Source organism: Nocardia arizonensis, from assembly GCF_001310275.1.
Classification (GTDB): Bacteria; Actinomycetota; Actinomycetes; order Mycobacteriales; family Mycobacteriaceae; genus Nocardia; species Nocardia arizonensis.
Genome location: NZ_LGYZ01000067.1, coordinates 1 through 12,579 on the forward strand (window position 1 = coordinate 1; position 12,579 = coordinate 12,579).

At 66.6% G+C, this 12,579-nt stretch carries 9 protein-coding genes and 1 tRNA gene; 5 read left to right on the forward strand and 5 right to left on the reverse strand.

Annotated elements, in window-relative coordinates; genetic code table 11:
• The 3 genes from APZ21_RS12390 to APZ21_RS12400 all read left to right on the forward strand — a co-directional run.
• On the forward strand, positions 1 to 3,064 hold a 3,064-nt coding region (locus tag APZ21_RS12390; protein WP_275426201.1), incomplete at its 5' end, for a beta-ketoacyl synthase N-terminal-like domain-containing protein.
• Complete coding sequence (locus APZ21_RS12395) at positions 3,064 to 3,534, forward strand: SRPBCC family protein (RefSeq protein WP_054813440.1); 471 nt, start codon at positions 3,064 to 3,066, stop codon at positions 3,532 to 3,534. The genes APZ21_RS12390 and APZ21_RS12395, both read left to right, overlap by 1 nt.
• A gap of 41 nt (positions 3,535 to 3,575) precedes the next feature.
• Positions 3,576 to 5,219, forward strand: coding sequence for a GMC oxidoreductase (locus tag APZ21_RS12400; RefSeq protein WP_054813441.1), 1,644 nt, complete (start codon positions 3,576 to 3,578; stop codon positions 5,217 to 5,219).
• Between the two features lie 180 nt (positions 5,220 to 5,399).
• Here the strand turns inward: APZ21_RS12400 and APZ21_RS12405 are convergent, their stop codons facing one another.
• Positions 5,400 to 6,137 (reverse strand): universal stress protein, encoded by a 738-nt coding sequence (locus APZ21_RS12405; protein ID WP_239476595.1) that lies wholly within the window; start codon positions 6,135 to 6,137, stop codon positions 5,400 to 5,402.
• Positions 6,138 to 6,339: 202 nt separating this feature from the next.
• Here APZ21_RS12405 and APZ21_RS12410 point away from each other — a divergent pair, with 202 nt between their 5' ends.
• Entirely contained in the window at positions 6,340 to 6,945 is a 606-nt protein-coding gene (locus APZ21_RS12410; protein WP_054813614.1) for a TetR/AcrR family transcriptional regulator, read from the forward strand.
• Positions 6,946 to 7,802: 857 nt separating this feature from the next.
• On the opposite strand, the gene APZ21_RS12415 is transcribed toward APZ21_RS12410, so the two are convergent.
• A tRNA-Asn gene (locus APZ21_RS12415) sits at positions 7,803 to 7,875 on the reverse strand.
• 240 nt (positions 7,876 to 8,115) lie between these two features.
• Here APZ21_RS12415 and APZ21_RS12420 point away from each other — a divergent pair.
• Entirely contained in the window at positions 8,116 to 8,361 is a 246-nt protein-coding gene (locus tag APZ21_RS12420; protein WP_054813615.1) for a hypothetical protein, read from the forward strand.
• A gap of 40 nt (positions 8,362 to 8,401) precedes the next feature.
• On the opposite strand, the gene dnaG is transcribed toward APZ21_RS12420, so the two are convergent.
• Genes dnaG through APZ21_RS12435 form a run of 3 tightly spaced genes read right to left on the reverse strand, consistent with a single transcriptional unit; the run spans position 8,402 to position 12,327 of the window.
• Positions 8,402 to 10,306, reverse strand: a complete 1,905-nt coding sequence (gene dnaG / locus APZ21_RS12425) for a DNA primase (RefSeq protein ID WP_054813442.1) — start codon at positions 10,304 to 10,306, stop codon at positions 8,402 to 8,404.
• Positions 10,307 to 10,362: 56 nt separating this feature from the next.
• Entirely contained in the window at positions 10,363 to 11,625 is a 1,263-nt protein-coding gene (locus tag APZ21_RS12430; protein WP_054813443.1) for a deoxyguanosinetriphosphate triphosphohydrolase, read from the reverse strand.
• Between the two features lie 6 nt (positions 11,626 to 11,631).
• Positions 11,632 to 12,327 carry a YdcF family protein gene (locus APZ21_RS12435; protein ID WP_054813444.1) on the reverse strand — a complete coding sequence of 232 codons (696 nt, stop codon included), beginning with the start codon at positions 12,325 to 12,327 and terminating at the stop codon, positions 11,632 to 11,634.
• Positions 12,328 to 12,579: the final 252 nt, after the last annotated feature.

Here is a 12,579-nt window from a genome sequence, read left to right on the forward strand (position 1 = left end):
CATCTGGATCGAAGGTCAACTCCTGGAATCGGTGAGCATCCAAAGCTTCGTGGGGGCGGGCGAAGCCGTCGCGGCCCAGTCGCGATGGTGGCAATCGCGCGCCCACGACGAAGGTCGCGACGAACTCGCCGACCTCTACGATCAGATCGCCGAAGCCGCTGGCGACACCGAGAACGCGGGCCCGTGGGCGCAGGACGTCGCCGTCGTGACCGGTGCGGGTCCGGGCTCGATCGCAGCCTCGGTGATCGGCGGCCTCCTCGGTGGCGGCGCGACGGTCTTCGCCACCACATCCCGACTCGAAGCGAACCGGCTCGCGTTCTACCGGGAGCTCTATCGCAATAACGCCCGACCGGGTGCGGCACTGTGGGTCGTCCCCGCCAATCTCGCCTCCTACCAGGACGTGGACGGACTGATCGAATGGATCGGCTCCGACCACGTCGACATCGTCGGTGGCGCGAAAACCCTGCTGCGGTCCGCGGTCCGCCCGACCCTGCTGTTCCCGTTCGCGGCACCGCGGGTCGGTGGGGAGCTCACAGACTCCGGTGCGCGCGCCGAACTGGAGATGCGGGTACTGCTGTGGTCGGTCGAGCGGCTGATCGGCCGACTGTCCACCCTCGGCGCGGATTCCGATATCGACACCGCCCTGCACGTGATCCTGCCCGGTTCGCCGAATCGCGGCACATTCGGTGGCGACGGCGCGTACGGCGAATCCAAGGCCGCGCTCGACGTGATCGTCGCGAAATGGAAATCCGAGCGCAGCTGGGCCGATCATGTCACCCTGGTGCACGCATTGATCGGCTGGGTCCGCGGCACCGGTTTGATGGGGCACAACGACCCGCTGGTCGCGGTGGTGGAGCAAGCGGGTGTGCGCACCTGGTCAACCGCCGAGATCGCCGAGGAACTGCTCAAATGCGCCGGCAAGCGGGCACGACACTATGCCCGGCGCTCCCCGCTCACTATCGACCTCACCGGCGGGCTGGCCGAGGCGAGACTCGACCTGTCCACACTTGCCGAGCAGGCACGGGTGGAGGTGTCCGAAAGTCCTTTGAACACAGGCGAGGCCAGATCTCGGACCATCGCGGCGCTACCCGCACCGCCGACCATGCCTTCCGTGCTGCCGGTTCCCGAATGGACCGCCGTCACCACCGATCTCACCGAGATGGTTGTCATCGTCGGCGCGGGCGAACTCGGCCCGCTCGGTTCGTCGCGCACCCGTTTCGAAATGGAGGTCGAGGACGAGCTCTCTGCCGCCGGCGTGCTCGAACTGGCTTGGACCACCGGACTTGTCGCGTGGGAGAACGATCCCGAACCCGGCTGGTACGACGCGGCCACTGGTGAGTTCGTCGCCGAATCAGAGCTCGCCGACCGGTACCGCGAGCAGGTCGACCAGCGCTGCGGCATCCGCCGCTACGCCGACGACGGCGCCATGATCGACAATTCCTCACCGCTGCTGGTGTCGGTGTATCTGGACAAGGACCTCACCTTCGTCGTGTCGAGCGAACAGGAGGCCCGTGCCTTCGCGGCCGCCGATCCGGAGCGCACGGTGCTCACGCCGGCCGCCGATACGGGGGAATGGCAGGTGACCCGTAAGGCGGGCACCGAGATCCGGGTGCCACGCACCATGAAACTCACCCGCACTGTCGGTGGACAGATACCCACGGGCTTCGACCCAACCAGATGGGGGATCCCGGCGGATATGGCACTCTCGGTCGACCGGGTGGCGCTGTGGAACATCGTCGCGACCGTCGACGCCTTCATCTCCTCCGGCTTCAGCCCCGCCGAACTCATGCGCTGGGTACATCCCAGCCTGGTGGCCAATACCCAAGGCACCGGTATGGGCGGCATGACCTCGATGCGCTCGCTCTACATCGACACCATATTGGGCGAATCCCACGCCAACGACATCTTGCAGGAAGCCCTGCCGAATGTCGTTGCCGCGCACGTGGTCCAGTCCTATGTCGGCAGCTACGGCGCGATGGTCCACCCGGTGGCCGCATGCGCAACGGCGGCGGTGTCGGTGGAGCAGGGTGTCGACCAGATCCGGCTCGGCAAGGCAGAACTCGTGGTCGCGGGCGGATTCGACGATCTCAGTATCGAGGGCATCGTCGGATTCGGCGACATGTCGGCCACCGCGGATTCGGCGGCCATGTCGGACAGGGGCATCGAGGACAAACGCTTCTCCCGCGCCAATGACAGGCGTCGTGCCGGATTCGTGGAATCCCAAGGTGGCGGCACGATCCTGCTGGCGCGCGGTGATGTGGCTCTGGCCATGGGCCTTCCGGTCCTCGGCATGGTCGCCTGGGCACAGTCCTATGCCGATGGGGTGCAGACCTCGATCCCGGCGCCCGGACTCGGCGCACTCGGCGCGGGACGCGGCGGTCCCGATGCCCGGCTCACCGCGGCCCTGCATGGGCTCGGGGTGACCGCGGACGATATCGCGGTGGTGTCCAAGCACGACACATCGACGGCGGCGAACGACCCGAATGAATCCGAGTTGCACGAGCGACTGGCCGAGGCCATCGGCCGCTCTGCCGGCGCACCTCTGTTCGTGATCTCGCAGAAGAGTTTGACCGGACACGCGAAGGGCGGTGCCGCGGCCTTTCAGCTCATCGGCCTGTGCCAAGCGCTCACCAGCGGTGTCGTACCGCCGAATCGGAGCCTGGACTGCGTCGATGATCAGATGCTCGAATACCGGCATCTCGTCTGGGCGCGCGAACCGCTGCGATTCGGTGATCGGTTGCCGCTCAAGGCCGGTCTGCTGACCTCGCTCGGCTTCGGTCACGTATCGGGTTTGCTGGCCATCGTGCACCCGGAGGCGTTCATCCAGGCGATCGACCCGGATCACCGCGCGGACTACCAGCGGCGCGCGGAACAACGCCAACTCGCCGGGCGGCAGCGCTTCGTCGAAGCCATGTACGGCGGTGACCCGCTCTACACCCGCCCCGCGGACCGTCGCCTCGGCGACGATCAGGACGCCGTCCGTGAGCGGGAGGCCGCCGTCCTGCTGTCGGAGGACGCTCGACTCGCCGCCGACGGCGCGTACGCACCCGAATCGGCGAAGTGATGGCGACGACAGGCAGCGTCGAACGGGAGGGTCAACTCGCCGTGCCCCGTGATTTCGCGTTCTCCTACGTCGCCGACTACCGCAACATCCCGAAGTGGATGTACGGCGTGTCGAGCATCGAGCCGTACGGCGACAAAACATACGGCGAGGGCGCACTTTTCGATACCTCGTTCACCGGCGGAGTCACGGCGATCACGTTCAGGCTGGCGACGATCGACTGGCAGGACGGGCAGTTGATCGCCCTGAAATCGGTGCGAGGACCCGATGTCTCCGCGCGATTCGAATTCGAACGGCATGACGAGGACAAGACCCTGTTCCGAGTCGGAATCGGTTACCCGATGCTGGGCGGACTCGCCGGTCGCGCACTTCGAAAAGTGAACGACATGCTCGTCGGCCAGGCGGTGCGGCATGTCGAGACGAATTTGCGACGCGAAGTCGAAGCGGCATTCGTGGCGGAGCGTCGCACCTGACCACCCCGAATGTTGAAGCAACTGATGAAATGGGAGTTCATATGGACAGGCGTGCCTTCCTCAAGAGTGGCACTTTAGCGGCGACCGCGGCACTGGTGCCGGGCGGTCTCGCAGTGGGTCGGTCCGCCGTCGCCAACGCCGAGGAAAGTCCGCGAACCGGCCTGTACCGTAGTCTCGTTCCCGAGATCTTCGCCCCCCTGCCGGATCCGCCCGATCACACGCCCGCGATCGTGATCGGCTCCGGATTCGGCGGCGCGATCTCGGCGCTGCGGCTGGCGGAGGCCGGTGTCGAGGTCACGGTGCTGGAACGGGGCTCCCGGTGGCCGCGTGACCCGTGGCGCGACATCTTCTGCAGCGAAGGCGCGCCCGACGGTCGCGGGGTCTGGCACCGCGACAGTTTCTCCGACATATTCACGAGTGTGGCGGGCGTGCCGGTCCCTTTGGGCGTCGATGATTTCGGCGGTGTCCTGTGCATCGACAACTTCCCGAATATGCGGATTCTGCGCGCCGCGGCCGTGGGCGGCGGTTCGATCGTCTACACCGGCATCACGGTCCAACCCGAGCAGCGATTCTTCGACTCGCTGTTCGGCGGTATCGTCGACTACGCGGAAATGAACGATGTCTACTATCCGCGGGTCCGGCAGATGCTGCGTATCAGCAACATGCCCGAGGACATCTACAACTCCCCCGCGTTCGCCCACACGCGGGCCTGGGATATCAAGGTCAGCCGGGCGGGCTACAAACCGCTGCCGGTCGGTTCGATCTTCGACTGGGGCATTGTGCGCGACGAGTTGCAGGGGCGGTCACGGCCGTCCGCGACCATCGGATACAGCACGATGGGCAATTCGAACGGCGCCAAATTCGACGTCACCCAGAATTATCTGCGTGATGCCGAAGACACCGGAAACGCCCACATCTATCCGGGCCACCGGGTGGATGCGATCGCGGCGGAACCCGACGGCCGTTTCAGCGTGACCATCACCAAACTCGCACCCACCGGCGAAGTGCTACGCACCCGGACCCTCACCTGCGACCGACTGTTCCTGGCCGCAGGCTCGATCGGCACCTCGCAATTGCTGGTCCACGCACGCGATACCGGCAGACTGCCGAACCTCAACGAATTCGTCGGCGAGGGTTGGGGTTCCAACGGCGACGCGGTTATGGCCCCTTGGTTGCTCGACTCCCCGAATATCGGCACCAACGGCGCCCCGCTGGCCAGCCGCATCCTCGATGAGTCCGGCATTCCGACGACCCTGGAAAACTTCTCCATTCCGGGCGTCACCTTCGATACCGGTCAGCTCGTCGTCGTGGGACTGGTGCTCGACCCGACCCGCGGACGGTTCGTGTATCAGCCCAATTCCGACTCCGTGATCCTCGATTGGCCGCGTAACGGCGGCGATGTCGCGATGGCGGCGGCGGCGGCGGTCAGCGCCAAAGTCGCCGCAGCGGGCGGTATCTCGATCCTGCCGCCCCAGTTCGGCTACGGCCAGGCGTGCTCTCATCCGCTCGGCGGCGCGGTCATCGGTCAGGTATCCGATGCCTACAGCCGAGTGCACGGTTACCGCGGGCTGTATGTCATGGACGGTGCGGCTGTGCCCGGTAACGCGGGAGCCGCCAATCCGTCGTTCACGATCAGCGCCCTCGCCGAACGCAATATCGAGGAGATCATCCGCTCCGGCGGATAGCATCGCTGTCATCGACTCATATTCGAGCCCAGCGGGTTTCAGGTCACCGTCCGGGTTCCTCGGCCTGCGCCGACAATGCCGACAACGCCGACAACTCATCGGGGGGCTCGGAGTTGCGTGGTGACGGGCGGGGTTGCGTCGCGACGCAACCCCGCCCGTCACCGATCACGGCATGCACCGCTACTCGGAATTCCCGCCCTCGGCAGCCATCGTCGTATCAGTCGCTTTTCCGAAGATCGACTGCACCCGCGGCGGAAGCACTGCCCGCAGCAGGGAGTCGGCATTGTGTGACTGCCACCGGCCACTCGGCATGTCGGACCTCCCATACGGCCGAATTTCGGCACCGGTCGCATACACCACGAGCACATCGATACGCGATTTGCGGGCGACCTCGTCGGGCAGGCGGCCCAATCTCCGCCCGATCGCGGTACCTGCCCCTCGATCACCGACCACCAACAGATCGGCTGCCGTTTCCGCGGCCACATCCACCAGCACCTTCTCCGGCCACCCCGGAACCGCGCGCCGCACCACGACACCCGCACCGCGGGCCAGGGCGCATTCGCGTGCGGTGCGCAGCAGACCATCGACCGGCGCCATGCCGCGGACGAGATATCCGTCTTCCTTGAGTATGTCGGCGATGGCCTCCACGTCGCGAATGGGTGACTTGTCATAGGCGCAGACCAGAACGAGTTCGGCGCCGGTGCCGACCGCGATATCGGCCGCCCTGCGCACCGCGATCTCCGAGACTTCGGACCCGTCGACATCGACTACGATTTTGCAATATGTCTTCATGAGGAACTCCCGACAAGACGACAGGTAGGCCAGGCTTCTCGACCGGAACGCAGGCAGTGCCGCTCGACCGCGGCCGACGACCTGCCCCGGAAATCCGCACACCACATCGCTCGGCAGCTTCGCCACCTGCCATCCGCAACCGAGATGCCAATGCGCCGATGCATCGAACAGCCGTTCACATCGGAGTCGTCACGACCGTGTGCGCCGCGCGACGCCGGGCCGACCGTCCACTTCCACTATCGAAGTTCATGCAATGATTGCAAGAACCTCGAAGCGTAGGCTAGCAACTCACCGAATCTATTGCAATGAATACAACAAGGGGGTGGGTGTGGATCCCAGGAAGCAGCGCACGATCGATGCGCTGATGCGCGCGGCGGAAGAGATCTTCAGCGATCGTTCGGCCGAGGACGTGACCGTGGAGGAGATCGCCGAACGAGCGGGTGTCGCCGTCGGCTCGATCTACAACAACTTCGGCTCGAAGGCCGGTCTATACGCCGCGATCGTCGAGCGCGCACTCCAAGTCGACCGCCAGTTCATGGATCTCGCCTTCACCCCCGACCGCACGCCGGCGGAGCAGATCTACGCGGTCGCCGAACAGTACCTCCAGTTCTATCTGCAATATCCGCAGTACTTCCGCATGCTCGCCTTCCCCGTCGACCCCGGCCAGTACGCCGCGGGCCGCGACCTCATCGAGCGCATGGCCGAACAGATCAAGGAACAGAACGACCGCATGGTCGAAGCCATCCGCCTGGGTGTCGAGGCGGGCATCGCCCGCCCCGTCGACCCCGCCAAGGTCGCCGTTGTCCTCCTGGCCGCCTGGAACGGCATAATCAGCCTCAACTGGCGCCCCGACCAACTCCATCGCAACGAATCCGAACTACGCGAACTCCTCGAAACCGCCGCCGACGTAATCGCCAACGGCCTGCTTCGCTGACTCCGCACATAGCCCGATCCTGTCGCGTCGATCGTGGGATAGCAGTGAGTTGCCCTCGACCCCGAGCCGGTCCGAGGTCACCGCCGAACCGCGCGGCGATGGCGCGGGGCCCCACTCGCCACCGATCACATTCCGACGGAATGCATTTCGTCCGACACGTGTAGCGACACTGCCCGTAGACATGGACGTGCTCGACGGACACCGACGATCGGGGCTGTGTGCGGGCGTATTACTACGAACTGAAGAAGACCTTGGCCCAGGGACAGCGATATCGCCTCGACGTTCCGGCAGACCACGCCTGGATGCGCGACGGCCTCTGGCAGCTACTCGTTCGAGCGATTGCAGACCTACGTCGGAGGTATCGACAGGCGTACCGTGATCGGGTTCCGACGCCGAGCTCGACCACAGGAGCCCACGCATCACATTCTCCGGCACCATCATTCGCATCGCAGGCGAGGGAACTCCTCCACGAGGCGTGGACCAAAACGGATTCCGGCGTACGGACAGCTTCCTATCCCGTTCGCACCCTCCCACACGTCCAACGGTCCAACCCGAGGCATTCGACGACGAACCGGTCCCGATCACCCCAACCGCGACGACGGCATCCGGAACCCACACAGACTTCAAGCACGCCAAGCCCCTCGGTCGACCCCAAGACCGTCGCATACCAGTAAGGCCGCCAGGGGTCAGTACAGCAACTCGGCCACGCCAATGACTCCGCCACCGAACGGCACCACATCGATCACCCGACCCAGGCACTTGACTTCGCCGCGGCGCCGCGCGGGACAAAACGTGTCGTTCAAACCCCGAAACGAATAATGACCAGGGTCGAACTGATATGTTCGCCCTGGTCAGCGCTCCCCCATCTGGACTCGAACCAGAAACCTGCCGATTAACAGTCGGCTGCTCTGCCAATTGAGCTATAGGGGACTATCCTTATTCGGCCTTTCCGTACCGGGCGGGCCGAGAAGAAACTTTAGCGTACGCATGGTCGGGTTCCCAAATCGTGTCGCTAGCTGCGGTGATGCGGGTGATGAAGGTGGGGTTTCGGGGGTGTGTGCGACGCGCCGGTGGGGTGGGGAACTCGGCGCTCCGTAGCCGGATCGACAGGTGTCAGGGGTGTCGGGCAGGATGGTAGCCGCGCACCGGCAATGGGAGGAGCTCTACGAGATGCTGCGGTTGATCATCGGCCTGGCGGCCGGGTATGTGCTCGGCACGAAGGCCGGGCGGGCTCGGTACGAGCAGATCAGCGCGGCCACCCGCGCGGTGACGGCGAGTCCGGTCACGCGCAAATTGGTGATGGTGGGCCGACAGAGGTTGTCGGACAAGCTCAGCACGCGGCCGCAACTGGAACCGATGGAGCCTTTGGACGAGCGCACCACGGTGCTCGTGCCGCATGATCAGTTGCGCCGCTGAGCGATTCCCGCCGGGGGTGGTTGTTCGCCCTTGGCGGGGCTCAGCCGGAGACGAAATCGTCGGAGTTGCCCATCGCCTGGGTGAGCAGGCTCTTGCGGTACTGCTCGAGGGCGACGAGGTCGCCGAACAATGACATGTAGGTGTCGGTTTCCTCGGTCGAGGAGACGCGCTGGAGTTTGGATTTCAGCTCGGCCACCTGCCGCCCTACCCACGCCTCCTGTGCGCGGGCCAATACGCCGGTGACGAAGCGGGGGATGTCGTCGGCGGACTTGACCGGCAGGGGTTCGGTGGCCAGTTCGGAGACCAGAGCGCGCGCGGTGAGGTCGTCGCTGCGGTCGGATACCGCGTTGACCCATTCCGCGCCGCCGAGGCCGCACGAGGCGCCGCCCGCGTCCGCGATCATGGTGCGGATGGCGACGTAGGCGGGGTGGGTGAACGCCTCGGTGTCGAGAGAGTCGAAGACGGTGCCCGCGATGGCGGGATACTGGAGGGCGGCGCACAGCACCTGACGTTGCGGGCGCAGGACAGGATCGTTCGGATTCGGCCGGGCCGCAACGTGTTCGGCGACGGCGACCGGTTCGGAGCGGCGCGACGCGGTTGCGCCCGCGCGACCGCGTTTGGCTTCCTCGCCGACGCGGCGGACGACGGTCTGGATGTCGTCCCAACCGACCCAGCCGGCCAGGCGGGTCGCGTACGCCTTGCGGGTCGCGTTGTCCTTGATCTGGGCGACGACGGGTACGGCGCGGCGCAGCGCCTCCACCTGACCCTCGACCTGGTCGAGGTTGTATTCTGCGAGCAGACCGCGAATCACGAACTCGTAGAGCGGGGTTCGCCGGGCCACCAGATCACGGATCGCGCCGTCGCCGGATCGCTGCCGTAGTTCGCACGGGTCCTGGCCGTCGGGGGCCACGGCGATATAGGTCTGGCCCGCCAATTTCTGGTCGCCCGCGAACGCCTTCAGCGCGGCCGCCTGACCCGCGGCGTCGCCGTCGAAGGTGTAGATGATCTCGCCGCGCCAGAAATTGTCGTCCATGAGCAGGCGGCGCAGGATGGCCATGTGCTCGTCACCGAAGGCGGTGCCGCAGGAGGCGACGGCGGTTTTCACTCCGGCCAGGTGCATGGCCATGACATCGGTGTAGCCCTCGACCACGACGGCCTGATGTCCCTTTGCGATCTCACGCTTGGCCAGATCGAGACCGAAAAGCACCTGGGATTTCTTGTACAGCACCGTTTCCGGGGTGTTGATGTATTTGCCCGGCATGGTGTCGTCGTCGAAGAGTTTGCGGGCGCCGAACCCGATGACCTCGCCGCCGAGGTTGCGGATCGGCCACAGCAGACGGCGGTGGAAGCGGTCGATCGGGCCGCGTTTGCCCTGTTTCGAGAGTCCGGCGGCCTCGAGTTCCTTGAATTCGAATCCTTGGCGCAGCAGGTGTTTGGTGAGGGTGTCCCAGCCCTCGGGGGCATAGCCGCAGCCGAATTGCCGGGCGGCGTTGCCATCGAAGTTGCGGTCGGTGAGATAGGTGCGGGCGGCTTCGGCGTCGGGCTCGCGCAGGCGGGCCATGTAGAACTCGTGCGCCGCGGTATTGGCGGCTACCAGCCGGGCGCGGGTTCCGCGGTCGCGCTGCACGGAGGTGCCGCCGCCCTCGTAGTTGATCCGGTAGCCGACGCGGTCGGCCATCTGCTCGACGGCCTCGACGAAACCGATGTGGTCGATCTTCTGAAGGAATTTGTAGACGTCGCCGCCCTCCCCACAGCCGAAGCAGTGGAACAGGCCGTGGTTGGGCCGCACGTGGAACGACGGGGACTTCTCGTCGTGGAACGGGCACAGGCCCTTCATGGAATCCGCGCCCGCCCGCTTCAGGGCGACGTACTCCCCCACCACATCCTCGATCCGGACCCGTTCGCGTATTGCTGCTATATCGCGATCTGGGAGTCGTCCGGCCACCCGCAGAGTCTAGCGTCGGGTCCGATGCCGCTTCGATCCGGACGCCCGCGCGCCCGCTATATGGACAGCTCCGCGGCGATGCGCTCGAGGCGGCTCTCGGTGTAGGAGGCGATCTGGTCGACGATCACCCGGACCCTGGCCGTCTCGTCGGGCGCTTCCCGCCACCACGGCAGCAGAACGGGGTCGAGATGGGCGGGTGCGTCACGCAGGAGACGCTCGGCGACCTCGCGGATGCGTTCGCGCTGCACGGCTTGGCGGCGCTTGTGCTTCTCGTCGGACATGACGTAGCGCAGCGCGACCGTCTTGAGCACGGCGACCTCGGCCTTCACGATGGGCGGGACGGCGAGGTCGGCGGAATAGCGGGCGAGCGGGGCAGGACCGGCGACGTCGCGGGTCGCCCCGATAGCGGCGGTGGCGAAGCGGCCGACGAGTTCGCTGGTGAGGCGTTTGAGAGCGACCGCGTGGGCGAAGGAACCGTCGTAGCCGACGGCCGCGGCGACCACCGGCAGCTCGGACAGGCGCTGGGCGGCGGCGGCGAGTTCCTCCGGCGACAGCGCGGGGTGTTGCTGGTGCCCCATGCGCGCCAGGGCCGCCTGTTCGGCCGGGTCGGCCAGTGCGCGCAGTTCGATGCGGCCCGCGATCACGCCGTCCTCGACGTCGTGCACCGAATAGGCAACGTCGTCGGACCAGTCCATGATCTGGCACTCCAGGCTCTGGGCGCGGTCGGGGGCGCCCTCCCGAATCCAGGCCAGGCGATCGAGGTCGATGTCGTAGGCGCCGAATTTGGTGCGCGGGCCGGGGCGGCCCCACGGGTACTTGATGGCCGCGTCCAGGGCGGCCCTGGTGAGGTTGAGGCCCGCGCTCGCGCCGTCGGCGGTGAGGACCTTGGGTTCGAGGCGGGTGAGGATGCGCAGATTCTGCGCATTGCCCTCGAAGCCGCCGTAGGCGTCGGCGAACGCGTCGAGTGCCTTCTCGCCGTTGTGTCCGTAGGGCGGGTGGCCGATGTCGTGGGCCAGTCCGGCCAGATCGACCAGATCCGGGTCGCAGCCCAGGCCGTCGGCGATGCTGCGGCCGATCTGGGCGACCTCGATCGAGTGGGTCAGCCGGGTGCGTGGGGTGTCGCCGTCGCGCGGACCCATGACCTGGGTCTTGTCGGCGAGTCTGCGGAGGGCCGCGGAGTGCAGGACCCGGGCGCGGTCGCGCGCGAACTCGGTGCGGTGACCGGTTTCGAATTCGCCGCGCGGCGGGCCGAGTCCGGCGGTCTTCGCGCCTTCGACCACCATGCGCGCGCGGTCGTGTTCGGTATAGCCGTCAGTCATCGGATATCACTGGCCCGCGGTGTATTCGAAATCGGCGGAGAAATGGGTGAGTTGGTACCACAGCAGCGCGCCGGTCTCGCGGGCGATGCCGTGCGCCTGCGATTCCCGGGTGTACACGGCCGGACCGGTGCGGGTGGGCGCGGTCCACGCCTTCAGGCCGGCATCGCGGGCCATGGTTCGGGTGCGAAGGGAATGCCACGGATCGCTGACCAGGACAGCGGAGGACATGTCACGCGCGGCCATCGCGGTGGCGACGGCCTCGATACTGCGCAGCGTGTCCGATCCGGTTTCGACGGCGAGGATGTGATCGGCGGGGACACCGAGGGACTGGAGGTAGTTCTTGCCGGAGGCGGCCTCGGTGTAGATATCGCCCTCCTGTTTGCCGCCGACGGTGATCACCTTGGGCGCGACTCCGAGTCGGAACAGCTTGTACGCCTGGTCGAGTCGGGCCTCGAAGACCGAGGAGGGTGTGCCGGAGTATTGCGCGGCGCCGAGCACCACGATCGCGTCGGCCTTGGTGTAGTCATCGATGCGCGCCACCTGCCACACCCGGAATGCCGTGCCGCCGACGAGAACCGCGCCCGCCACGATGGTCCCGATGACCAGGCGCGACGCCCAGCGCCGCAGGCCCGCGCCGAATCCGCGCGGCAGCCCGGCATCCGGGGCATGCGCGGGCGCGAACTGCTGGGTCGGCGAACTCACGCTCCAAGTCTGCCAGGTGGGGAGGACGATCCGATGAGTCGGTCGCCGCAAGGGTCGGCGACTCGCCGGGGCGACATTCGGGACGAGACCGAATTGCGTCCTCGGTCACAGTGGGCCCGGCGCCTGACGTGTGGCGAGTCGCCACGCCGCGATTCTGTCCGTTCGCCGGATCGGCCCGTCCACGGGGCAAGGGGGCCACGCGCCGTCGCGGACGATCCCGTGCCGGCGCGGAACAGCTGCGGGTTCGCCCAC